The 24,283-nt window shown below is 43.0% G+C and carries 26 protein-coding genes and 1 tRNA gene; 21 read left to right on the forward strand and 6 right to left on the reverse strand.

The features are described from left to right. Positions 1–243: 243 nt before the first annotated feature. Entirely contained in the window at positions 244–1,047 is an 804-nt protein-coding gene (gene suhB / locus CKO50_RS21205) for an inositol-1-monophosphatase (protein ID WP_095729780.1), read from the reverse strand. Positions 1,048–1,262: 215 nt separating this feature from the next. On the opposite strand from suhB, the gene trmJ reads away from it, so the two are divergent. The 16 genes from trmJ to CKO50_RS21285 all read left to right on the forward strand — a co-directional run bounded on the left by trmJ (position 1,263) and on the right by CKO50_RS21285 (position 15,033). Next, positions 1,263–1,988 (forward strand): tRNA (cytosine(32)/uridine(32)-2'-O)-methyltransferase TrmJ, encoded by a 726-nt coding sequence (gene trmJ, locus CKO50_RS21210; protein ID WP_095729781.1) that lies wholly within the window; start codon positions 1,263–1,265, stop codon positions 1,986–1,988. Positions 1,989–2,282: 294 nt separating this feature from the next. Beyond that, positions 2,283–2,774 (forward strand): Fe-S cluster assembly transcriptional regulator IscR, encoded by a 492-nt coding sequence (iscR, locus tag CKO50_RS21215; RefSeq protein ID WP_095729782.1) that lies wholly within the window; start codon positions 2,283–2,285, stop codon positions 2,772–2,774. Positions 2,775–2,797: 23 nt separating this feature from the next. Beyond that, complete coding sequence (locus CKO50_RS21220) at positions 2,798–4,012, forward strand: IscS subfamily cysteine desulfurase (protein WP_010378962.1); 1,215 nt, start codon at positions 2,798–2,800, stop codon at positions 4,010–4,012. Positions 4,013–4,072: 60 nt separating this feature from the next. Continuing rightward, positions 4,073–4,456, forward strand: a complete 384-nt coding sequence (iscU, locus tag CKO50_RS21225) for a Fe-S cluster assembly scaffold IscU (RefSeq protein ID WP_095729783.1) — start codon at positions 4,073–4,075, stop codon at positions 4,454–4,456. A 9-nt stretch (positions 4,457–4,465) separates the two neighbouring features. Then, positions 4,466–4,789 (forward strand): iron-sulfur cluster assembly protein IscA, encoded by a 324-nt coding sequence (iscA, locus tag CKO50_RS21230; RefSeq protein WP_095729784.1) that lies wholly within the window; start codon positions 4,466–4,468, stop codon positions 4,787–4,789. A 60-nt stretch (positions 4,790–4,849) separates the two neighbouring features. Continuing rightward, on the forward strand, positions 4,850–5,374 hold the full coding sequence (gene hscB, locus CKO50_RS21235; RefSeq protein WP_095729785.1) for a co-chaperone HscB: 525 nt from the start codon (positions 4,850–4,852) through the stop codon (positions 5,372–5,374). Positions 5,375–5,415: 41 nt separating this feature from the next. After that, on the forward strand, positions 5,416–7,278 hold the full coding sequence (gene hscA / locus CKO50_RS21240) for a Fe-S protein assembly chaperone HscA (protein ID WP_095729786.1): 1,863 nt from the start codon (positions 5,416–5,418) through the stop codon (positions 7,276–7,278). Between the two features lies 1 nt (position 7,279). After that, positions 7,280–7,618 (forward strand): ISC system 2Fe-2S type ferredoxin, encoded by a 339-nt coding sequence (gene fdx, locus CKO50_RS21245; RefSeq protein WP_010607222.1) that lies wholly within the window; start codon positions 7,280–7,282, stop codon positions 7,616–7,618. A gap of 89 nt (positions 7,619–7,707) precedes the next feature. Then, entirely contained in the window at positions 7,708–9,141 is a 1,434-nt protein-coding gene (locus CKO50_RS21250; RefSeq protein WP_095729787.1) for an NAD-dependent succinate-semialdehyde dehydrogenase, read from the forward strand. A 99-nt stretch (positions 9,142–9,240) separates the two neighbouring features. Then, complete coding sequence (locus tag CKO50_RS21255; RefSeq protein ID WP_176474723.1) at positions 9,241–10,122, forward strand: NTP transferase domain-containing protein; 882 nt, start codon at positions 9,241–9,243, stop codon at positions 10,120–10,122. Positions 10,123–10,168: 46 nt separating this feature from the next. Next, complete coding sequence (locus CKO50_RS21260) at positions 10,169–11,242, forward strand: phosphotransferase enzyme family protein (protein ID WP_095729789.1); 1,074 nt, start codon at positions 10,169–10,171, stop codon at positions 11,240–11,242. Positions 11,243–11,383: 141 nt separating this feature from the next. Further along, positions 11,384–12,760: a Gfo/Idh/MocA family protein gene (locus CKO50_RS21265; protein ID WP_095729790.1), complete on the forward strand. Its 1,377-nt coding sequence runs from the start codon at positions 11,384–11,386 to the stop codon at positions 12,758–12,760. An 81-nt stretch (positions 12,761–12,841) separates the two neighbouring features. Continuing rightward, entirely contained in the window at positions 12,842–13,342 is a 501-nt protein-coding gene (locus CKO50_RS21270; protein WP_095729791.1) for a nuclear transport factor 2 family protein, read from the forward strand. Between the two features lie 29 nt (positions 13,343–13,371). Further along, positions 13,372–13,638: a YkoF family thiamine/hydroxymethylpyrimidine-binding protein gene (locus CKO50_RS21275; RefSeq protein WP_017218496.1), complete on the forward strand. Its 267-nt coding sequence runs from the start codon at positions 13,372–13,374 to the stop codon at positions 13,636–13,638. Next, positions 13,638–14,258, forward strand: coding sequence for a nicotinamide riboside transporter PnuC (pnuC, locus tag CKO50_RS21280; RefSeq protein ID WP_095729792.1), 621 nt, complete (start codon positions 13,638–13,640; stop codon positions 14,256–14,258). Before CKO50_RS21275 ends, pnuC begins: the two co-directional genes overlap by 1 nt. After that, complete coding sequence (locus tag CKO50_RS21285) at positions 14,221–15,033, forward strand: phosphotransferase (RefSeq protein WP_255230893.1); 813 nt, start codon at positions 14,221–14,223, stop codon at positions 15,031–15,033. Before pnuC ends, CKO50_RS21285 begins: the two co-directional genes overlap by 38 nt. Before the next feature lie 61 nt (positions 15,034–15,094). Here the strand turns inward: CKO50_RS21285 and CKO50_RS21290 are convergent, their stop codons facing one another. Then, a complete protein-coding gene (locus CKO50_RS21290) occupies positions 15,095–15,277 on the reverse strand; it encodes a helix-turn-helix domain-containing protein (RefSeq protein WP_010607231.1) in 183 nt (60 codons plus the stop codon). Between the two features lie 351 nt (positions 15,278–15,628). Between CKO50_RS21290 and CKO50_RS21295 the strand changes: the two genes are divergently transcribed. Then, a tRNA-Arg gene (locus CKO50_RS21295) sits at positions 15,629–15,705 on the forward strand. Between the two features lie 619 nt (positions 15,706–16,324). Continuing rightward, entirely contained in the window at positions 16,325–16,537 is a 213-nt protein-coding gene (locus tag CKO50_RS21300; protein WP_095729794.1) for a hypothetical protein, read from the forward strand. Positions 16,538–16,840: 303 nt separating this feature from the next. Here the strand turns inward: CKO50_RS21300 and CKO50_RS21310 are convergent, their stop codons facing one another. Both CKO50_RS21310 and CKO50_RS21315 read right to left on the reverse strand, forming a co-directional pair. Then, entirely contained in the window at positions 16,841–17,758 is a 918-nt protein-coding gene (locus CKO50_RS21310) for a hypothetical protein (RefSeq protein WP_095729796.1), read from the reverse strand. Positions 17,759–18,044: 286 nt separating this feature from the next. Beyond that, positions 18,045–19,010 carry a zinc transporter ZntB gene (locus tag CKO50_RS21315; protein ID WP_095729797.1) on the reverse strand — a complete coding sequence of 322 codons (966 nt, stop codon included), beginning with the start codon at positions 19,008–19,010 and terminating at the stop codon, positions 18,045–18,047. A gap of 541 nt (positions 19,011–19,551) precedes the next feature. On the opposite strand from CKO50_RS21315, the gene CKO50_RS21320 reads away from it, so the two are divergent. The 3 genes from CKO50_RS21320 to CKO50_RS21330 are packed head-to-tail and all read left to right on the forward strand — an operon-like array spanning position 19,552 to position 21,903. Next, a complete protein-coding gene (locus tag CKO50_RS21320; RefSeq protein ID WP_095729798.1) occupies positions 19,552–19,986 on the forward strand; it encodes an ATP-dependent zinc protease in 435 nt (144 codons plus the stop codon). Beyond that, positions 19,983–20,888, forward strand: coding sequence for a 30S ribosomal protein S6--L-glutamate ligase (rimK, locus tag CKO50_RS21325; RefSeq protein ID WP_095729799.1), 906 nt, complete (start codon positions 19,983–19,985; stop codon positions 20,886–20,888). Before CKO50_RS21320 ends, rimK begins: the two co-directional genes overlap by 4 nt. Continuing rightward, complete coding sequence (locus tag CKO50_RS21330) at positions 20,875–21,903, forward strand: succinylglutamate desuccinylase/aspartoacylase family protein (RefSeq protein ID WP_095729800.1); 1,029 nt, start codon at positions 20,875–20,877, stop codon at positions 21,901–21,903. The genes rimK and CKO50_RS21330 overlap by 14 nt, the downstream gene beginning before the upstream one ends. Here the strand turns inward: CKO50_RS21330 and CKO50_RS21335 are convergent. Continuing rightward, positions 21,893–22,456 carry a mechanosensitive ion channel domain-containing protein gene (locus tag CKO50_RS21335; protein WP_095729801.1) on the reverse strand — a complete coding sequence of 188 codons (564 nt, stop codon included), beginning with the start codon at positions 22,454–22,456 and terminating at the stop codon, positions 21,893–21,895. The two genes, CKO50_RS21330 and CKO50_RS21335, sit on opposite strands and share 11 nt — an antisense overlap. A 58-nt stretch (positions 22,457–22,514) precedes the next feature. Continuing rightward, the gene (locus CKO50_RS21340; protein ID WP_095729802.1) at positions 22,515–24,182 is read right to left on the reverse strand and encodes a POTRA domain-containing protein; all 1,668 of its coding nucleotides are present in this window, start codon (positions 24,180–24,182) and stop codon (positions 22,515–22,517) included. Positions 24,183–24,283 lie beyond the last annotated feature (101 nt).

Here is a 24,283-nt window from a genome sequence, read left to right on the forward strand (position 1 = left end):
CGATATGCAAGCTCCAGCAGTAGCAGAAGAAAAACTTAATTCACTGTCCGGAATTAGTTGACCACTACATAGCGATTTGGATACAAGAAGAAAAGAGTCGTTTATGTGGTAGTGACAGGCTGGCTCGTCGTGAGTTTTACAAAAGGAGGTGGAAACAAAAAGAGCCACAATAATGAAATAGTAGCTCTTTATTAATTTACTAGCCTAAGGTAATACTTGGCTCTTTTGTCTAAGCCAGAGTTATTATTTTAACAATGACTCAGTTAATACTGGGCGAATTTCTTTTACAATCGCTTGGCAAAGCTTAGGTGCGCCACAGATGATGTTGCCGCTACGGTTAAAGTTAGCACCGCCTGCAAAATCAGTGACCATACCGCCTGCTTCTTTTACTAACAGCTCACCGGCTGCTGTATCCCAAGGTTTAAGGCCGATTTCGAAGAAGCCATCCATACGACCTGCAGCAACATATGCCATATCGAGAGCTGCAGAGCCCGCACGGCGGATATCAGCGGTATGAATGAATAATGCTTTGAACGCTTCTAGGTAGGCATCCATGTGGTGCTTTTGCTTGAAAGGGAAACCAGTGGCAAGCACAGTGCCTTGTAATTCAATAGACTTAGATACACGAATACGTTTGTTGTTTAGCTGTGCACCTTGACCACGAGAAGCGGTAAATAATTCGTCGCGAATTGGATCGTATACAACAGCTTGCTCTACGCGACCTTTAACTCTCAACGCGATAGAAACAGCATAATGAGGGATACCTTTAACGAAGTTAGTGGTACCGTCTAGAGGATCGATAACCCAAAGGTAGTCTGCATCTTTGCCTTCGTGGTGACCGAATTCTTCACCAACAATAGCGTGATCAGGGTAAGATTTTAAAATAGTGTCACGAATGATTGACTCCGCATCTTTATCGATGTTTGTTACTAAATCATTGGTGCCTTTTTGAGTAGCTTCAACGCGCGATAAATCTTCACTTGCACGTAGGATAATCTTACCTGCGTTACGCGCAGCGCGTACCGCAATGTTCAACATTGGATGCATAGCATTACCTTTAGGTTGTAAAAGAACAGGATCATTTTGAGCCGGCGTATTCTAGCTGTTTTTTCTCTAAAGTAAATAACCAATTGTGAATTTTTCTGGTTGTTTTTTGTACTCCATTGCTGCGTAAAGATTTTTAATTTCTGGTTGTGTAGCTTGGATAAACGCAAATTAGATATGCTACACTGCGCCATTATTTTTGTTTGAGACTCGTGTAAATGGCTTTAGAAGATATTCGAATTGTATTAGTGAACACCTCACACTCTGGCAATATTGGCTCTGTTGCGAGAGCAATGAAGACGATGGGGTTATCTAAGCTTTATTTAGTTGACCCTGCATGTGAAGTGGACAGCCATGCAAGTGCATTAGCGGCTGGCGCAACCGACGTGTTGGGTGCAGCGACTAAAGTCGATACACTTCAAGAGGCGATTGCTGATTGCGCTTTAACTATTGGCACGAGTGCGCGCTCACGCACTTTGTCGTGGCCAATGGTAGACCCGCGTGAGTGTGCACAAAAATTGGTTGCTGAGTCAGTGAATGGCCCTGTCGCGCTTGTATTTGGGCGTGAAAATAGTGGTCTGACGAACGAAGAGCTGCAATTGTGCAACTATCACGTATGTATTCCAGCTAATCCTGAGTATAGCTCGCTTAATCTTGCGATGGCAGTACAAACGTTGGCCTATGAAACGCGTATGACATATCTAGACACGCAACAAAAGCAGCCAGAAGAAGTGGGTGAAACGATTTACCCATCATCAAAGCAGATGGAGTTATTCTACGAGCATCTTGAAAATACCTTGAATGACACCGGCTTTATCATTAAGCAGCATCCGGGCATGGTAATGACTAAGCTAAAGCGTTTGTTCAACCGTGCTAGACCGGAAGATCAAGAACTTAATATTCTACGTGGGATCCTAAGTTCAATAGGTAAATCTACTAAATAAGTAAACTAAACGAGATGGCAGTATTGGCCAAGTCAGCGCGCCAATACTGTTACATTTTTATTGTTTGATTATCAACCAGCCCCTTGTGAAATCTTGCATAAATCTTCATCACTAATACTTGACTAAAATACTCAGGTAATTACAATATCCATAATACTTGATTAAATTACTCGGGTATTTCAGGTAGGCATACGAGGGTTGCAGATTTAAAGCCGTTATTATGCTTGGTTAATACTTGACTATCTTAGTCAAGTAATTAAAATTTGCGGCTTGGTAAATTAGCGGGGATTATGCATGAAACTGACATCAAAAGGCAGATACGCCGTGACAGCAATGTTAGATGTTGCGTTACACGCAAGTGTTGGCCCTGTTCCACTCGCCGATATCTCTGAACGACAAGAGATTTCGCTATCTTACCTTGAACAATTATTTGCCCGTCTACGTAAACATGGCTTAGTAAGCTCTGTACGTGGTCCAGGCGGCGGCTATTTATTAGGCCGTGATGCACACACAATTTCCGTTGGTGATGTGATTAATGCCGTTGACGAGTCCGTTGACGCAACACGTTGTCACGGCGAAGGCGGCGGTTGCCAAAGCGGTATGCGCTGTCTGACTCATTCATTGTGGTCTGATTTAAGTGTGCGAATTGAAGAATTTTTAAATAGTATTTCCCTAGCCGAGTTAGTCGCCGACGCGGATGTTCAATCCGTAGCAACGCGGCAAGATAAGCACGTTAAACGTGTTATCGAGCAATTAGACAATATTCAAGTGAGCTGTCAACTCTAGGTTGACGTCAAGCGGAGAGATAAATGAAATTACCGATATATCTAGATTATGCAGCAACCGCTCCGGTTGATCAGCGTGTTGCAGACGAAATGATGCAGTGCCTGACAATGGATGGTAACTTTGGTAATCCAGCTTCTCGTTCACACCGTTTCGGTTGGCAAGCGGAAGAACTGGTTGATCAGGCGCGTAATGATATCGCTGATTTAATCAACGCTGACCCGCGTGAAATCGTTTTCACATCTGGTGCAACTGAATCAAACAACCTTGCAATTAAAGGTGCTGCACAGTTCTACAAAAAGAAAGGTAAGCATATCATCACCGTTCGTACTGAACATAAAGCCGTACTAGATACCTGCCGTGAGCTTGAACGTCAAGGCTTTGAAGTGACGTATATGGATGTTGAAGACAACGGCTTACTTGATTTGAAAAAGCTTGAAGCAACCATGCGCGAAGACACTGTTTTAGTGAGCGTAATGCACGTTAATAACGAGCTAGGTGTTATTCAAGATATCGCGACTATCGGTGAGATGTGTCGTGAGCGCAAGATCATGTTCCATGTTGATGCGGCGCAAAGTGCTGGCAAGGTACTAATCGACCTACAAACATTGAAAGTAGACTTTATGTCATTTTCTGGCCACAAAGTTTATGGCCCTAAAGGTATCGGTGCGTTGTACGTACGCCGTAAGCCACGTGCGCGTTTAGAAGCACAAATGCACGGTGGTGGTCATGAGCGCGGTATGCGTTCTGGTACTCTTGCTACTCACCAAATCGTGGGTATGGGCACTGCATTTAGAATTGCTAAGCAAGACTTTGAAAAAGACCATGCACACATCAGTGCGCTTCGTCAGCGTCTATTGGACGGCCTAATGGATATGGACGAAGTTTATTTTAATGGTGCTATCGACCAATCAGTACCTGGCATTGTAAACATCAGCTTCAACTTTGTTGAAGGCGAAAGTCTACTAATGGCGGTAAAAGACATTGCGGTTTCTTCTGGTTCTGCATGTACATCGGCGAGCTTAGAGCCATCTTATGTCCTGCGTGCTCTAGGTCGTAATGACGAATTAGCACACAGCTCTATCCGTTTCAGTATTGGTCGTTTTACGACAGAAGAAGAGATCGATTACACCGTCAATCTTCTTAAAAATTCTATTGGTCGCTTACGTGAGATGTCACCGCTTTGGGAAATGCACCAAGATGGCATCGACTTAGATAGCGTTGAATGGGCACACCATTAAGCAAGTTTTAGCCGCTGGCTGGATACCATCCAGCCGCAAGCAGGTAGTGAGGAAATAGTTATGGCTTACAGTGATAAAGTTATCGACCACGTTGAAAATCCACGTAACGTAGGTTCTTTAGACAAGAACGATCCGAGCGTAGCAACGGGCATGGTGGGGGCACCTGCATGTGGCGACGTAATGAAGTTACAAATTAAAGTTTCTGAAACTGGCATTATCGAAGATGCGAAATTCAAGACATATGGTTGTGGCAGTGCGATTGCATCATCATCTCTTGTGACTGAGTGGGTGAAAGGTAAATCGTTAGAAGAAGCTGCAACTATCAAAAACACCGATATCAGTGCTGAGCTTGAGTTACCACCAGTGAAAATCCACTGTTCAATTTTGGCAGAAGATGCGATTCAAGCTGCGATTGCAGATTATAAGAGTAAACAAGCGAAGTAAGAGACTATTATGGCAGTGACGTTAACAGATGCAGCCGCTAATCGCGTATTAGCCTTTTTGAGTAACCGTGGAAAAGGCATAGGGCTGCGCGTTGGTATTAAAACCACGGGCTGTTCAGGTCTTGCTTATGTTCTCGAATTTGTCGACGATTTAGACGAAGGCGATGAAGTATTTGAAGATAAAGATGTCAAAATCATCGTTGATGCAAAAAGTTTAGTTTATATCGACGGCACTGAGCTTGATTACACAAAAGAAGGTCTGAATGAAGGGTTTAAATTTAGCAACCCAAATCAGAAAGACGAATGCGGCTGTGGTGAAAGCTTCACCGTATAGTTTGCAACAGTGAATAGCTTAAAGCCCTGCCTTGGTGGGGCTTTGCTGTATTAGGTGCGTATGCGTTATTTTGAATTATTTGATTTACCTGTTGATTATCACGTTGATTTAAACAAACTAAATCAAGGTTATTTAGAGCTACAGCGTGCAGTTCACCCTGATAGATTTGCTGGTAAAAGTGAGCGTGAGAAATTGCTCGCGGTACAGAAAACCGCAGAGATCAATGACGCGCTAGCGGTGCTCAAACACCCAGTTAAACGCGCCGAGTATATGCTAAGCGAAAAGGGTGTAGACATACGTGCAGAGCAACAAACGTTGCAAGACCCGATGTTTTTAATGCAACAGATGGAGCTGCGCGAAGCATTAGAAGAATTACCTGATGCAGCGGATCCTGATGGCGCGATTGCAGAGTTCGAAACACAGATTAAAGCGTTAGATACAGAATTTAGCGCCTCCCTTGCCGAGCAGCTTCAAAGCGATGACATGAGCATATTAGAAGCCGCAGCAGACAATATTCGTAAGCTAAAGTTTGTCTACAAGTTACGCGACGAATTAGCACGTATCGAAGATGAATTATTCGATTGATGATGTATAGCATCAACAAACGTTAAAGTGAAAAGAGCATTATGGCATTATTGCAAATTGCTGAGCCGGGGCAAAGCGCGGCACCTCATGAGCATAAATTAGCGATTGGTATTGACTTAGGTACCACGAATTCTCTTGTGGCAACAGTACAAAGTGGCGAAACGAAGACCCTTAGTGACTTAATGGGTAAACCTATGCTGCCGTCGGTAGTAAGGTACACCGACTCAGAGGTTATCGTTGGTGAACAAGCCCAAGCTGCTTCTGCTGAAGACCCGACTAATACGCTTATTTCTGTAAAACGTTTTTTAGGTAAAACGCAATCTGAAATAGAACAAAGCTATGGTCAGTTGCCTTATAACTTTGTCGATAATAACGGTTCGTTTGCTATTGAAACCGTAGCTGGCGCTGTAAGTCCAGTGCAAGCCTCCGCTGAAATTTTAAGAACATTACACCAACGTGCTATTGATAGCTTTGCCGGTGAAGATGTAATGGGCGCAGTGATCACTGTACCAGCGTATTTTGATGATGCACAAAGGCAAAGTACAAAAGACGCAGCCGAGCTTGCTGGTCTAAAAGTATTAAGACTTCTCAATGAGCCGACTGCAGCTGCGGTAGCTTACGGCCTAGACTCCGGTCAAGAAGGCGTGATCGCGGTTTATGACCTTGGTGGTGGTACGTTTGATATTTCTATCTTACGCTTAAACCAAGGAGTGTTTGAGGTATTATCAACCGGTGGTGATTCTAGCCTCGGTGGTGATGACTTTGATTCACTGTTGGTCGATTTCTTCAAACAGCAAACGCAGCTATTTGATTTAAACCCAAAAGAGCTACGCTTGTTTATCAATAAGGCAAGAGCCTGTAAAGAAGCGCTTTCAAGCTATGAAACGGTAAACGTAGAGCTACCAGTTCGCGAGCAAAAATTGGTTGTTACGATCACGCGTCAAGCATTTGCTGAAATGGCAATGCCATTGGTTAAAAAGACTTTACGCTCTTGTCGCCGTGCGTTAAAAGACGCCGGTGTCACAGCAGAAGAAGTCTTGCAGGTTGTGATGGTGGGTGGGTCGACTCGTATGCCAGTGGTGCGTGAAGAAGTCGGGAGTTTCTTTGCCAAAGAGCCGCTAACATCAATCGATCCAGACCGTGTGGTGGCATTAGGTGCTGCTATCCAAGCTGATATTTTAGTGGGTAACAAGCCTGACTCTGACATGTTACTGCTTGATGTATTGCCATTGTCTTTAGGCTTAGAAACTATGGGTGGATTGGTTGAAAAAATCATTCCGCGCAATACCACTATTCCTGTTGCACGCGCACAAGAGTTTACCACCTTTAAAGATGGTCAAACTGCTATGTCATTGCATGTATTGCAAGGTGAGCGTGAGCTCGTGGATGATTGTCGTAGCTTGGCTAAATTTAGTCTAAAAGGCATTCCGCCAATGGCGGCAGGCGCTGCGCATATTCGAGTCACTTTTAGAGTTGACGCTGATGGTCTATTGAGTGTTTCGGCTGAAGAAAAGTCGACAGGCGTGCAGGCTGAGATCCAGGTAAAACCGTCGTTTGGTTTGAGCGATGACCAAGTAGCACAAATGCTAAAAGATTCGATGAGCAATGCCAAAGAAGACATGAGCGCTCGTATGCTTAAAGAGCAGCAGGTTGAAGCACTGCGTGTGTTGGAAGCGTTAGAGGCATCGCTTGCAACGGATGCTCATCTGTTGGCAGAAGATGAACTCAATACACTGCGCGGTGCAATGACTGAACTTGCACAAACTCGCGAAAGTGCAGACAATCCAGAGCAGATTAAAAAGGCGATCGAAGAAGTCGATCAGGCGAGTAGTGATTTTGCTTCACGCCGTATGGATGAATCAATTAAAAAGGCACTGCAAGGGCAGTCGGTAGACGAGGTGTAATATGCCACAAATTATCTTTTTACCCCATGAAGAGTTATGTCCGGAAGGTGCTGCAATCGAAGCGAAAACGGGTGAAACAGTACTCGATGTGGCGTTGAAAAACGGAATTAGTATTCCACATGCCTGTGAAAAATCATGTGCATGTACCACATGCCATATCGTTGTTCGTGAAGGGTTTGACTCACTTGAAGAAAGTGATGAGTTAGAAGATGACATGTTAGATAAAGCGTGGGGACTCGAAGCTGAGTCTCGTTTGGGTTGCCAAGCGATAATTAGTGATGAAGACTTAGTAGTTGAAATTCCGAAGTACAATCTCAATATCGTTAATGAAGACCATTAAGTGCTGCTAACAACCTAGGTTGTTACTGACAAATTTAATAAAAGCCGTAGTCTTATACTACGGCTTTTTGCTTTTCTAGGAGGAACGCTATGTCACTCATCAGTAATCCCGAATTTTCACTTATCAATGGCCAAGCACATCATAGTAAAACGCAAGTCGAGGTAGTTAACCCGGCAACTGGAGAGCACCTTGCTCAGGTTTCTGAAGCGGATAATCAGGCAGCTGATAAAGCGCTGCAAGCAGCGGCTGAAACCTTCGAAAAACTCGCTAGCACGACAGCACATGCCCGTAGTCAAGTACTTCGAAAATGGTACGAATTGGTAATAGAGCATCGTCAGGCGTTGGCTGAAATCGTCACTAAGGAACAAGGCAAACCGCTTAAGGAGGCACTTGCCGAGGCGGATTATGCTGCAGGATTTATTGAATGGTATAGCGAAGAAGCCAAGCGCGCCTATGGCCAGGTTATTCCCAGTCATTCTCAATCACATGAGCTAACGACTATTAGGCAAGGGGTTGGTGTTGTACTTGGGGTCACACCGTGGAATTTTCCACTGGCGATGATCACCAGAAAAGTAGCACCAGCTTATGCCGCAGGCTGTAGTTTTATTTTAAAGCCTTCTGAGAAAACCCCTCTTGCGGCCATCGCCCTTGCAAAGCTGGCTATGCAGGCTGGAATGGAAGTTGGCGCTTTTCAGGTGTTAGTAACTAACGACTCTAAAGGGTTAGTCGCACACCTTACTGAGTCATCACAAGTGCGAAAACTCACGTTTACGGGGTCAACACAAGTGGGGAGTGCGTTGTTGAAGCAATGTGCCGATACGGTGAAAAGAACGTCAATGGAGCTTGGTGGTAATGCACCATTTATTGTTTTCGACAGCGCTGATGTTGAGCAAGCGGTAAGTGGTTTGATGGCAGCGAAGTTTAGAAATGCGGGACAAACTTGTGTGGCCGCAAATCGCGTGTTTGTCGCGAAAGGTATCGCGGCTGAGTTACTCAATACACTCACTCAGCAGGTAAGCACGCTCACCTTGGGAAATGGTTTAGAGCAAGGTGTTGATATTGGCCCACTCATTTCACTTGACGCCAAACAAAAAGCACAGCAGTTGTTGGAAGATGCGTTAGCTAAAGGTGCGAGCATCGCTTATCAAGGCGATAAACAAAACGGCCAATTTATGGCACCGGTAGTTATCACCGGTGTAAATAGCACCATGCGGATCTTCCATGAAGAAATTTTTGCACCGATTGTCAGCATTATTGATTTTGAGAGTGAAGATGAAGTGACCAAAATGGCAAACTCTGTGCCAGAAGGGCTTGCTGCTTATTTTTATTCGAATGATGGTAATCAAATAAGGCGAGTAAGTCATGCGCTTGAGTATGGCATGGTTGGGATTAATGAAGGGATCATATCCAATCCAGTAGCGCCTTTTGGTGGTGTGAAGTTTTCAGGTCTTGGCCGAGAAGGGGCACAGGAAGGACTGCTTGAATACCAAGAAATAAAGTACTTATGCCAAAAGTTTAGCTAGTTCATACTAATTGCGAGGACGTCTTTCCTCGCAATTGCTTTTATTCTGTGCAAAAGCTCAGTACACTTACCCGCTTATTTGAGTTTTGATATTTTTTCAATGATAGGAATCGAACAACCCCCCACGCTGATCATTTTGGCTGGTGGATTAGGAAGCCGCTTTGGTGGTAATAAGCAAGTTGCTGAGCTGCCAAGTATCGATAAAAGCATTATGGAATTGAGCATAATTGACGCGCATCATGCAGGTGTGCGCGATGTTGTTTTGATCATTAATGACAAAGTGCGAAGCCTAATCGAAAATGTGATATTGCCACGATTGCCGAAGGCGCTGAACATCACTTTAGTGCAGCAGCGGCTGAGCGATATTCCAAGTGAATCGATCGACTGTTTGGCAGGACGAGAGAAACCATGGGGTACAGGGCATGCGCTGCTGTGTGCAAAACCATACGTTGATAAGCCTGCGATAGTTATTACGGCGGATGATTATTACGGGCCTGATGCATTTGAGCAGCTTGTTGAACATTTTCAGCATCATAGCAATATGGCGATGGTCGCATACCCAATTATAAATACCTTATCAGATCTAGGTGGAGTAAACCGTGGCGTTTGTCAGGTACAAGCGCAACAACTACACTCGGTTGAAGAGGCATTAGATATTCGCTTTGAAAACGGCGAGTTGTCAGGTGATATTGCTGGTAAGCGGTGTAAGATCGCACACTCTGCGCTTGCTTCGATGACCTGCTGGGGTGTGACACCGTCACTTTTTGATTCATTAGAAGCCGGATTTAATGCGTTTTTAAGGAGTTATGACAACGATGTCAAAAACGAGTATTATCTGCCGGATTGTATCCAACACAGTATCAATGCGGGCTTACAAACCGTGTCGGTCTACCAAGCTAAGTCACATTGGTACGGTATAACTTATAAGAGCGAACTAGACATTGTCGCGAGAAAGATTTATGAAGCACGTCAGGGAAGATAGTCATCTCCACACAATTAAATCCGACTTAACTCCTTTTGAGGTGAATATGGAGTATCAAGCCGTTGCGCAACAACTTGCTGATGAGTACGGTCTCATTAGTGAAGAAGCTAAAATGAAGCCGATCGGTAGTGGTCATATCAATACGACTATGCTGTTGCAGGACAACCACAAAACCATGGTAGTACAAAAGCTAAATACCACGGTATTTCCAAACCCTTTGCATCTTGTTGAAAATGCGCGAGCGATTGAACAGCACTTAACAGCAAAAGCCTTAAATGGGGAATATAGTCTCGCTATCATTAAGCACTTAGCGACGAGTTCAGGCCAATATTTAGTCGATATTAATGACGAAGTTTGGCGTGCGCTTGCATTTATTGGCCGCAGTTATAGTGAAGACGTAGTAGCAAACGAACAACAAGCATTAACGGCTGCAAATGCCTTCGGGCAGTTTGCACATGCGCTAAATGATTTTGATGCCGCGCAGTTACATCATGTCATTCCAAACTTTCATAACTTGGCGATGCGTATTGATGCATTTAACCAAGTGCTAGCGAAAGACGAGTATGGTCGCGCGGAAAAGTGCGGTGATGTTATCGCCGCTTTTCAGCAGCAATTTGCACTTGCAGAAGAATTGCAGCAGGCACAAAAACAAGTACCACTTAGAGCTTGCCACAACGATACCAAAATCAACAACATGCTGTTTTCAACACAGAGTGATGCAGCACGAGCCGTTATCGACTTAGATACTTGTATGCCAGGTAACTGGTTGTTTGATTTTGGCGATATGGTGCGTACCTTCTGTTCACCAGAAGCTGAAGACTCTACGAACTTGAGTAATGTGCAAGTGAGAGAAAATATCTTTGCTGCGTTGGCGCAAGGGTATATTGAACCGTTACAAGACAGTGTGACTGAAACAGAAAAAGACAGTTTTATTCTTGGCGCAAAAGTGATGCCATTCATGATAGGTCTGAGATTCTTAACAGATCATTTAGATGGAGATAATTATTTTGCAACCCACAGAGCCAATCATAATCTCGACCGTGCGAAGAACCAGTTTGCGTTGTATTCCAGTGTGCTAGAAAAAGAGGGTTGTCTGAATAATATTATCAGGGCAATTTAACGGTTTAATATATTTTAAGAAAAAGCGCTTCAAGCGCTTTTTTTGAGGCTTTATCGCAATGTTTTGAACCTAAGATTGGGATAGGTTAGCTTGATAGCTAGCAGTATTAGTGCTGTTAAGAAGTATCGTTTAGGAGTAAGAATGAAAAATATAAACCGCCGCGACTTTTTAAAAGCCGCAGGAGCGGCAGCGGCTGCGAGTGTAGTAGCTGGGTGCGCAAGCTCTAATCAAAATAATAGCATTGTACCCAAGCAACAAGGGCGCTCTGTTATTGGACTCGTAGCACCAAAAATGGACGTGGTTCGGGTAGGTTTTATTGGGGTTGGCCAACGTGGCTATGGTCATGTAAAGCGTATGAGTCACATCGATGGCGCACGTATTGTCGCGATTTGTGATACCCATGATGAAGTGCTTGAAAAATCGGCTGACTATCTTGTGCGCGAGCGAGGCTTGCCGAAACCTGCGCTATATCGTGGTGGTGACTTAGCTTATCAAGAAATGCTAAATCGGGATGATATTGACATTGTTATCATTTCAACACCTTGGAAATGGCATGCGCCGATGGCAATAGATACCATGAACAGTGGTAAGCACGCGTTTGTTGAAGTGCCTTTAGCGTTGACCGTTGAAGAAATGTGGCAGATAGTCGACACCGCAGAGCGTACGCAAAAGAACTGTATGATGATGGAAAATGTCAATTACGGTCGCGATGAGTTGATGGTACTGAATATGGTTCGCCAAGGTGTATTCGGTGAGTTATTGCATGGTGAAGCTGCATATATTCATGAGCTACGTTGGCAAATGAAAGAAATTGAGCACAAGACCGGCTCATGGCGTACACACTGGCATACTAAGCGAGATGGTAACCTGTATCCAACTCATGGTTTAGGACCCGTATCTCAGTACATGAATATTAACCGTGGTGACCGTTTTGATTACTTAACCTCTATGAGTTCTCCTGCCCTAGGTCGTGCTGCCTATGCAAAACGCGAATTTCCGGCAGATCATGAACGCAATCAACTACATTATATTGCGGGTGATATGAATACCACGATGATTAAGACCATCAAAGGACGCAGTATCATGGTACAACATGATACGACCACGCCTAGACCTTATTCTCGTCACAATCTTATTCAAGGAACTAATGGGGTCTTTGCTGGTTTCCCTAATCGTATCGCGTTAGAGCAAGGTGGTACGAAGAGCTTCCATGAATGGGATTATGAAATGGATTCATGGTATAAACAATACGACCATCCGCTTTGGACAAAAATGGGTGAAGAAGCGCAGCGCAATGGCGGTCATGGTGGTATGGACTTTTTAATGTTCTGGCGCATGATCTATTGTTTACGCAATGGTGAGGCGCTAGATCAAGACGTATACGATGGTGCAGCTTGGTCGGTAATTTCTCCATTATCGGCTCAGTCAGTGGCTAATCGTAGTGAATCATTGAATATTCCAGACTTTACCCGTGGAGCGTGGAAAACCGCTGAACCATTGGGTATAGTGACAGTATAAAAATACACATTTTATCATCGTCGAATTAAGCGCTATAGGCGCTTTTTTTTATACTCGATTAATACGGCTTTTGGAGTGGCTATGATGCGCTATGGGTTCCTGTTATTCTTTATATTAATACTGAGTGGTTGTAGTAACTTGGTTAATATCAGTAAGAAAAATACATTCATCAGCCATGCCGATGCTTACTTTAATACTTATGCTCAGCGGCAGAACTTTACCCAGTTTATCGAGTTCTATGCAGAAGATGCCGTGCTTGAAGATATGGTTTTTGGTCATAAGGCACGAGGTAAAGATCAGATTACGGCTTTTTTTAATTGGTCTGCTGGGAATTTTGCTGTGCTGGATGAACAACCCGTTTTAGTGGTGGAGGATAAGATTGTCGATACCACGACTCGAACCGTGGTTGCTAGAGGCGTTTTTAATCGCTTTAATTATGCGTCACGCGAGTTAGGGCCTTGGCGATTTCTGATAGTGCTAAAGTTTGACGAAAAAGGTAAAATTATCTACCAGCAAGATTGGATTAACTATACCCCAAAATCGGATTTTACCGATGGGGAAAATCTAAACCTGCAATATTAATAATCGGCTGCCATTTGTAAGGAGCGCCCATGCAAGTTTCTGTTGAAATAAGCAAGTACCCACTGCACCAAGACTATATCCCTTTTATTAAAGGTTTTATTGATAGGCTGAATGAGCATGAAGGGATCAAGGTGATCACAAACACGATGTCAACTCAGGTCTTTGGTGAATTTGATTTGGTGACCTCAGTATTGAATCAAGAAATGAAGCACTCATTTGAAGCTTACGGAAAATGTATTTTTGTTTGTAAGTTTATCTCAGGCGATTTATCTCCAGCTGATAGTGCCTGCGATTAATGGACTGGTTTACTGAAACCTTTGCAGGGTTCACAGCGATGTCGAGTTGGGAGTATATCGCTGTGGTGCTGGCAGTCGCCTATTTACTGCTGGCAATTCGAGAGAATATTTGGTGTTGGCCTGTGGCCTTTATTAACACCTTTATCTATACCGTGCTGTATTGGAACGGAGCGCTAGTGATGGAGTCACTGCTGCACTTTTACTATATGGTCATGGCTGTCGTCGGTTGGTGGATGTGGCGTCAGGGTGATAAAAATAAGCCCAGCGATATTGCCTCTTGGTCGTTATCAAAACATCTTGCAATCATTGCTATCACTTCAATGGTTTCTGTTGTGCTCGGTTATTTCACCAAGCATTATATGGCAGCAGATCTCGCTTATTTAGATAGCTTTACCACGTGTTTTGCAGTAGTGACAACCTATTTGGTGGCTAAGAAAATTCTTGAAAACTGGTTATATTGGGTCGTGATTGATGCAGCCTCCATCTACCTTTATTACCTTAAAGGTTTCTATCCTACGCTGGTACTATTTATTTTCTACACCTTGATGGCGTGTTGGGGCTACAAGCGTTGGTACGAAGAATATGAAGCGAAGCAAGGAAAGACGCTTGCAGCACTCTGAGCTTGAAGAATTAAAAGTAAAGGTGGATACCGTATTCAAGGTTTCACCTGAGCGATTAGAAAAGCTAACTAAAGGTGTGAGTAACAATAATTACCTGATGGTGAGTAAAGGTGAAAGCTATCTATTAAAGTGCTATAGCCATGGTATTCCTACTGAAGCCTTAAAGGCACAAAATAAATTAGCACAGCAAGGCATTACTTCTAAAGTACTGCAGTACGACCTACGCACTCGTATGGCATTGTTCACCTTTATGCCACAAGTGTGTGCTGAGCCAAGGCTTACCCCTGAATTGTTAGCACAAGTTATTCAGGTGCATAGCTTAGAGCTTGAAGTATATGAGGTACTGGATTTAGTTGGTTATGTTCAGGCTATTGATGAGGAACTACGTCACTTAGTTGATATCGAACGGCTTATAGAAAGCTTAGCTTCTTTACCCATGGATCTGGCATTTTGCCATAATGACCTAGTCATGAGCAATATTATTCAAAGTCCGGAAGGAGTTCGGTTAATCGACTTTGAGTATGCTTGCCATAGTGACATCTTTTTTGATTTAGCAGCGCTGGTGTGTAGTTTTAGCTGTGGCGTTGAAGAATCGCTTATAGTAGTTGAGTCTTACTTTTCTCTAAAGCGGCAAGCCATGCCTTCATACGCTCAAGCTAAACTGACGGTATTTTGCCAAATTTATTTGATTGTTAGCATTCAATGGTACGAGCAGCGTAGCGTAATAACAGAAGCCGAAAAGCTTAGACAGTTACTGAAGCAGTGGATACTCTAGCTACANGCCAGTATCGTGTGATATTCCTTGATCACATTACTGGCCATCACTATTGGGTAGTTTAAATCCCACCCAGTCGCTGTGCTAACTCTTTGTATTTTTCAACATCTGCTTTGTCAAAGATAGGTTCGCCATTGGCATCTGTGTCTTTGGCGACTAGCAAGTTTTCTCGTGCGAGGCGTCTTACGCGCTCAACCTTTACGTCAAGAAACTCTGCAACTTGCTCTGTTGTCATCGGTGTCATATTTGGGATCCTCAATGATGTATCGCGATATTTCTGAACTGGCAGCAATATCAGTCTATTTTATTATTTTCAAAGCATAGTTGAATAACTGGTTTTTTGCCCAAAGTACAGCTTTTTTTAAAAAATAGGTTACTAATTAGTCATATAGCAAACATTGTCTGGCAATTGCCTGCACTTAGCATTATTATGTTGCCGACGCGTTCTTAGTAAAGTAGATATCACTTAGCCCTCCGGAAGAGGAGTTATCGTTGATAGGGAGCGCAGTAATAGTGAACTTATAGCGCAGTTTGTAAGTTCACATGACATCTAAGTGTTATTAAACACTTGTAACTAAGTATATGTTTTTATTGACCACCCGTAGCTCAGCTGGATAGAGCACTGCCCTCCGGAGGCAGGGGTCAGAGGTTCGAATCCTCTCGGGTGGGCCATTCTCCTTTTAGCCTTTGGGACACCAAGATTTTTTTGGGTCTTATTTGTCATCACGAGGCGTATACCATGAATTTTTCAAAGCATTTCTATCTACCATATTGGCAGTTCTGTAATTGGGGCTAATTTTCAACTTTCTTGCCCCAGACTTACTTTTTAGCATTTGCGATGATGTTCACTGTTGGCATTACACTTAAAAAGGAGTTACACATGGCAACAATTACTAAACGCGATAATGGTAAGTGGCAGGCTAAAATTCGCCGCAAAGGTTACAGGATGTAAATAAAAACATTTGGAACTAAGAAAGATGCAACTCGCTGGGTACGTGAAGTTGAAACCCAAATGGATCAGTCAATCTTTAAATCGACGGACGTTGCGGAAGAGGTATAGGCTTCTTTTGCTCTAGAATGCTACAGGGATGAGCACCTAATGAATGCTAAGTCAACCTGAGCTGCGGATAATTAATGCCTTTCTAGCAGCCAGTTTTAGCGCTCACTGCGTTGAATTCACTTCCAATAGCCAGCTATTGGTGCGTAAATTCGCCTTGCCTACAGGATGTAGGTACCTTAGCGAGAGCAGGACGCGGAAGCGGTGTTTTCCCTAAAACTCATTGGCTAGACAATGAAAAAAGCTAAGTTACACTTTAGCAACAATGAGTTGGAACATTCCTTATCCAAACCTCAGGTTAAGTCAGCTGATAATATTCAGTTGATGATTAATCGTTTAAAAAAGATTTTTGCTGGTCTTACCTTGATTGATGTGACTGTCCACACAATTCGAGATTATAAAACCTATCGGCTTGAAAGCATCAAAGGGGATACGGTTAGGAAATAAATGGGCTTAATCCAACGGATGCTTAGTTATATGATGAATGAATGGGATATTTATTTACCCGGAGGCAATCCCGTAGCCCCTGTCTCGCTGCCACCAAGGGGCGTGCCCGTGACAGAAGACTGTACAAAGATCTCGCTAGTTTTGAAGAGCTATACTCACCTTTGTCCCAAGCTGTTGGCGGAAAGCTAAGGTGGCGGGATGGTGCATAGTAAGTAGGCTTCTACATAAGCCTACTTACTTCAATTAAAAGTAACAACAAATGAATTCAGGTATACCTTTAATATATTTGATGACGAAAGCTTACTAGCAATTATCAACATCAATATCTTCTATTTCAGGGATAATTTGATTTAATCCTTTCGAAAGAATTAGGTCTGTCAATATGTCTAAGCGATAAATTAGATCTTCATCCCTTGAGAATTCATGCAGTAATGATTGAATAGTATCTGACTTGTTAAGATACCTTCCAGGCCAAAGAGTTAAACACTTGATTAGAAGATTATCAACCAACTCAAGCTCTACTAGTGTTCGGTCCGTTGCTGTATGGCGCTTTCTATTTGGACTAAGCAATGATTTTCGATATTTAGCGCCACTCTGCATATGTTCATGTAATTCGGGGTGTTTATCGTACCAAGATGTTATTGTTTCTTGAATTGGCTCAACACCTTCTTCGACAAAAATCGGAGGGCTAATATATTTTCCTGAAATATAACCAGATGCTTTATTTGTTGTTACAAAAAAGTCAAAGATAATCAATTGAGTATGAGCTTCACAGTCTTTAAAGACAATGATTGAATCAGGATCTTTTTGCCTTAATTCAAGCTCTTTGATGTACTCAATCAACCTAAATAAACCACCACAATTAATTTCACCCTCATCATCTTCGCCATCATAAATATGATTAAGAGGGTCAAAGTCGTCAAAAGAGCCCCATAGTTCTTCTAATTCATCGTTTTCAAATGACAAATTTAAACTTAACTCTTTTAAATCAATTTCTTTTGGGATATCACTAAAAAACTCCCGCATTGAACTTATTTTTGGTACGATTTTTCTTTTGCAAAAGTGTGGGCTATCAAGTCGGTAAACTCTATCAATGTCTATAACATTGCCATCAATACGTAGAAAAGTAGGAGTTATTTTCTCAACTATACCAGGCTCCTTTCTGCCGAACACACCAACGTTGTCGCCAACCTTAAACTTCTTTTTCTTTCGTATAGTCATCCTAAACCTCCTACGTAGGCAATGAAAAATGAAATCCCTAATCAATAGTTCAGTCTATTTTATAGTAGACCCATAATAGTGATACTAAATATTTAATGTAAAGCTTTGTCCTAGATTTCTAGCCATAAATAGGTAAAGTTGCTAACAAGAATGGTTAGATAATTATCACGCAGCGAAGCTTCGGGGCTAGAAGAGAATTTTCATTATTTATCAGCCCCTAACTTGGTTCTCCGGAGGCTGGGTTATAGGTTCGCTTCCTAGCGAGAGCGCCAATGATTACTCCTACTTACAACCAGCCTTTGCGTTTAAAGTACACCCCAATACCACCAGTTAGTACCACCAACATAATAACAAAAAAGGTAAATGCACCACCCCATTCAGTACCAGGAATGCCGCCAATATTCACACCCAACAAGCCTGTTAAAAACCCAAGAGGTAAGAATAGCGCTGCAACGACGGACATCACGTACATTCTTTGGTTTAACTGTTCATTTTGATGGTTGGTGATAGCATTTTGGATCACTTGTGCACGTTCAATAGCTGCTTCTAATTCTTCGATATACCGACTTAAGGCATTGCTCGCCTCTTCAATCATGTGTCGATGATCTTCATCTAGCCAAGCAATCTTCGCCAATAGTAGCTCGCTAATAGCAAGCTTTTGAGGCTTAAGATAGCGTTTTAGACCAATGGTTTGCCTTCTTAATATTGAAAGTTGCTGATAGTTGGGAAGCTGCTCACTGCTTTCCATCGCGTCTTCAAACTCGTCAAGCTGCTCTTCTATTTGCCAGATGATGTCCTGCATTCGCACTGAAAGTCGCATCACCAATGTAGACAGTAACTCACCGATACTTTTTGCGCCCTGACCTTTTTTGAGTAATGCCAACATATCTTGGGCAGACATAATATGGCGCTTACGGCAGGTGATAAGTAGTTTATCATTTGCAAAACAGCGAATAGAAACCATGTCTTCAGGGCTTTGCTTGGGGTTAAGGTTTACGCCGCGCAAGAATACCAGTAAACCTTCATCGCCATTAGCTATCCTCGGGCGGGTTTCATCTGCGGTTAGCGCTTCTCTTTCCCAGTCATCCAAAAACGTTTGTTGCTTCAGCCATTCGGTCGTTTCGTCGAAGCTGTAGTCGAAGTGGAGCCAAAGAGGCTCTTTATGAATTACGGATTTTACTTCACTCAGATCGCAAAGTAGTCTACCGCCACCTTGACCGTCGAGCACAAACGCATGGAGTAATCCAGTCATAGTTAATTCCTATTAAAAAGTTTGTCCCAAGACTGACATAGATAATTTAATTTTCAAATTCATTTAGGACCTGTTGTTCTTTGCTGTTTGATTTTTGTTCTTCTGAGTGTGTTTTGGTAGCGACGCTCGACTTGCCGCCTAGTGATCTAGGCAAAAGTTGAGCAACAATGAACAAAGCACACTCAGGTGAACCCAAAGGGCAGCGCTTGATTTGCATTTCTACTGTGTTATCGCCTGATTTACATAGAATAACTATGCTACGCAGGCTCTGCCTAGTATAAATGGCAATCAAACTGCTGCAAAAACAAACTTGAAAGGTCAACAGGTCCTAAAATCTTGGCGATGAAATAAATTGTTTGAGTGCTAACTTTTACTTTAACTCAGTATAGGGCTTTACCTTGAAAAATGTGTATGTGGTGTTACTGTAAGTTAAGGTGCTTGGCTTAACAGAGCGCTTTTATCTTAAGGATAAATTTATTTTGTTTTTCAAGTGACTTGAATCAGCGTATAAGTCCAAACTCATTTTGTACGAGAGCATAATATGATCACAGTTGGTTGGAGAGAGTGGCTTTCCTTACCCGATTTAGGTATCGAAAAAATCAAAGCGAAAGTAGATACTGGAGCAAGAACATCATGTCTGCACGCCTTTAAGGTTGAGCCTTTCAAAACAGAACAAGATGAACTTTGGGTAAGGTTTTGGATCCATCCCAAACAAGACAATACTGACTATGAAGCCTGTTGTGAAGCAAAAGTAGTGGATGAGCGCGTTGTTACTGATTCGGGCGGTCATAAAGAACTACGATACGTAATAGAAACAAATTTAATTATCGGCAATCAGGCTTGGCCAATTGAAATCACGCTAAGCGATAGAGAAACGATGAAATTTAGAATGTTACTGGGCCGTACGGCGATGCGAGGCCGCATCCTTGTTGATCCAGAACAGTCATATTTAAGTAATAAAACGGATAAATCATGAAAATTGGCATTCTTTCAAGGAATCAATCTTTATATTCAACACGTCGTTTAATTGAAGCGGCAGAGCAGCGTGGGCACGAAGTGGAGGTTATTGACGCGCTACGTTGTTATATGAATATCAACAGTAGTGAGCCTGAAATTCACTTTAAGGGTCAGCAACTGAGCGGCTTTGATGCGATTGTTCCGCGAATTGGTGCCTCTGTGACGTTTTATGGTTGTGCGGTACTCAGACAGTTTGAAATGATGGGGGTTTACCCATTGAATGAGTCTGTTGCAATCACTCGCTCAAGAGATAAGTTGCGTTCATTACAGTTACTGTCAAGAAAAGGCGTAGGTATGCCAATCACAGGCTTCGCCAGCAAGCCAGATGACGTTAAGGACTTACTGGAAATGGTTGGTGGCACACCGGTTGTGATCAAGCTGCTAGAGGGCACACAAGGTATTGGTGTGGTGTTAGCTGAGACGCGTAAAGCTGCAGAAAGCGTTATTGAAGCATTTATGGGCTTAAAAGCTAACATTATGGTGCAAGAGTATATTAAAGAAGCTGGTGGTGCGGACATTCGCTGTTTCGTCATCGGCGACCGTGTTATTGCCGCGATGAAACGTCAAGCACAAGAAGGTGAATTCCGCTCAAATCTGCATCGTGGCGGTTCTGCGACATTGGTGAAAATCACTCCGGAAGAGCGCCGCACTGCAATTGCTGCAGCAAAGGCCATGGGCCTAAATGTTGCCGGTGTAGATTTATTGCGTTCAGAGCGTGGTCCTTTGGTGATGGAAGTGAACTCATCTCCGGGCCTTGAGGGCATTGAAAAGGCAACCGATAAAGATATTGCAAGCCTGATTATTTCCTTTATCGAGAAGAATGCGGCGGCGAAAAGGACTGCTACACGTGGCAAAGGTTAAAATCAACCAACCCTTTACGTTGTTAGATATACGAGTGGGGGTTGCTGAAAGGCAGACTGTCCAGTTGGAAGTGGCAAAGCTCTACACTCACACACCAATGACGATCCCGATTGAAGTTGTTAATGGCGCAGAGGCCGGGCCGGTACTTTTGGTCTGTGCCGCAATTCATGGTGATGAATTGAATGGCGTTGAGGTCGTGCGCCAGCTATTGAGTAAAGTCGATGCAGCGACGCTGCGAGGTACTTTGATAGCGGTGCCTATTGTGAATATCTTTGGCTTTATTCATAAGTCTCGCTATTTACCTGACAGACGAGACCTAAACCGCTGTTTTCCAGGTTCTGAGCAAGGCTCATTAGGGGCTCGAATGGCATCTATGTTTTTCGACTTAGTGGTAAAAAAATGCACTCATATTATTGATTTGCATACAGGGGCTATTCATCGCTCGAACTTACCGCAAATCCGAGGTGACTTGTCCTGTGAAATGACTAAAGAAATGGCGATGGCGTTTGGTACACCGGTTGCAATAGATGCACGACTGCGAAATGGCTCTTTGCGAAGTGAAGCCGCGGGATTGGATATTCCTGTTATCACCTATGAAGCGGGAGAAGCGTTGCGGTTTGACTCATTGGCCATTGCAGCTGGATTGCAAGGGGTTGAAAATGTCATGCGTAAACTCAGAATGCTGCGTGGGCGTCGTAGGAAACAACGTCATGACGCGGTTATCGCGGCAGCGACAAGCTGGGTGCGTGCAGACGTTGACGGCATTGTTCGAGCTCAAGTTAATTTGGGGGAACGCGTATCAAAAGGTCAAATCTTGGCTTATATAGATAGCCCACTAGGCCAAAGCGAAGAAGCGATTATTGCGCCTCGTAGTGGAATAGTGATTGGTCAACAAATGTTGCCCTTGGTGAATGAAGGTGATGCAGTTTTTCACTTAGCTTACTTTGCACATGCAAATAGCATTGTTGAACAACAGCTAGAAACCTTTATTGACGACATAGGCCCTATTTCTTAGGGCCCAATGTTCTTCTTGGTGTTGGAACTTGTTTAGGTTTAGTCGGTTCCTGACTAAGTACCATAACGGGGCGAGTAACAAACAAGTTGTTAGGATATACGACTTTATGACCGTCAACATGACGCAGGACCACACTCATTAGCCCCATCTCTACAATACAGCCTTCCACAAAGTTAGCGCCGTCGACAATTCTTACCCAATTCCCAACGCGATAATCGTTTTGAATAAACATAAGTAAGAACGAAGTCAGATTTGAAAGCAATGACCAGCTGGCAAACATCGCAACACCTAGCATCGCAAATAACGATGAACCAAGCACCAGTAAACCACGAAGTTCTATGCCCCAGAATACAAGCATAAAGCAGACGAATACAAAGGCAACAAGTACACGAACGAGTAAGTCGGCACGTTGTTTACGATGAGAGTCTATTTTTCCGCGTGTTACTTTTTCTAAGAGTTTGCAACATGCTTTCATCAATAGTGGGAAGGATAATAGCGCCACCAAAGTTACAATTAGCTTGTATTGACTGAGTGCGAAATCTAACAAATGCAAAATCGTATCCTAAGAAATTTTTTCTGCTTTATATCATGTTTATTGTTGTGCGACACCGTTAAAAGCGATTTTTTACCGTTAATAGCCACTGCACGCTATCGACGTTATCCGGGCCATTGATTGGCGCGGCTAAATCAATATGAACCATGATATCTGAATTGGCTCGGCTAGGTGCTAACCGCAAGCCAATACCGACATTTTTTAGGACTGATTCATCTGCTTCAATCGGTAGGTGAGAGTAGTACGCGCGGCCTACATCAAAAAAAGCTGCACCGCCAATTTTGAATAAGCGCAATAAGTCATATTCCCAGTAATAGCGTTTTTCGATATTGAGTAGCATACTTCGGCTACCTTGTTGATACTTTATTGGGTATCCACGGAGCCCTGTCTCACTCCCTAACGTAATTTGATTATCAAAGGTTAGGTTATGTCCATAGGTATAGCTTGCATTGATAAACCAAGATTCATACAAACTAGTATTTAAATAGTATTGAAAGGTTGTTTTCGCTATCAGGTTTTCGGTTTTATCTGTGTCTTTGTTCCAGTTGCCACTGACATCAAAATAAAAACGCCATAAGCTGTGATCAGAGGTGTAGTGTGCAGTATTGGCAGAAAATGAATAGACAAGACGTTCAGTATCGTCACTCCAAGATTCGGCTGAGTAGCCAAATAGAGCATTAATATTCCAGCCTAAATTAAGATCTTCTGTACGATAAATTGAGTCGAAATTGCGTACCTTTACATACGAATCTTCAAACCACTGTGCTTGAACATAAGGGTAGGTGAGTGTTCTATCCCGCGCTATAGGTAAGGTGGTATCAGCTATCTCACGGAAAGTATGCTGTTCGTGTCTAACACCCCCAATGAGGCGTCGAGTCCAGCTGCCTGATAGCGCTTTTGAGTGTCCGAAGTAGACTTGTGTGACATCCGTGGATTGACTGAACTCTGAGATTGTTTCACCTTCAGAATATATAGGTTCTTCGCGTTTGTCTGAATAATTCGTAAAACCATAACTATATGGGGTATCGGTTGCAAAAAATGGATAGCTCACACCGATATAGTGGCGTTCACCATCGTCATTATCTGAATATTCTATGCGACCGCGATATCTTGAGTTTAAAATATTAGGGTCGTCATAGACAAACTGATAACCAGAGCGATCTACCTCTTGTATATGAGTAAAGGAAAGGCGTTTTCCCCAGCCAAATAGATTACTTTCTCTAAACCCAATTCGAGAAGTATTTTCTCCACCACTTCGGCTAAAACTTAAGTCGGGCAATAGAGTCCAAAGATCTCGTGTCACAACAGTAACTAAAATATCACCATCACAGTTCTCGGCGGCATAGATACGAGCATCATATAGGTATGGCTGGTTGCGAAGGAGTCGCTCGGATTCGCTGAGTTTTCTTGGATTGTACGTATCCCCTTCTTGAAACAGGAGTACGCTTTTTAATGCTTCGGGTTTGGTTTGAATATGATAACGGTTGGCAAATCGGAATAGGGTATTGTCTTCTTCAGGTTTGTCGGTATCGAAAACATTAAGTTGTCTTAGAGTGATAGCGACGACCTTTTTGCCCTCTGCTGGCTCTGGATAGGCTTGTTTGCTGTCTAGCTGGCGTGAAAGGTTTTGGTCGCTTTGTGCTTCAACCCGGTTATTACCACAGCTATTCGTGAAATCAACAATAGGCACTTTTTCAGTTTGCGCAGCTGCATTTAGGCTACACATTAGCACAATACTACTACACGAAATTCTCTTTACCTTCATCACAGAGCCTTTAAGTATAATATTCCTTTAGTATGGATTATATTGTTGCAGCTTGCTTTAGT

It is taken from the genome of Pseudoalteromonas sp. HM-SA03 (assembly GCF_002289345.1).
GTDB lineage: Bacteria > Pseudomonadota > Gammaproteobacteria > Enterobacterales > Alteromonadaceae > Pseudoalteromonas.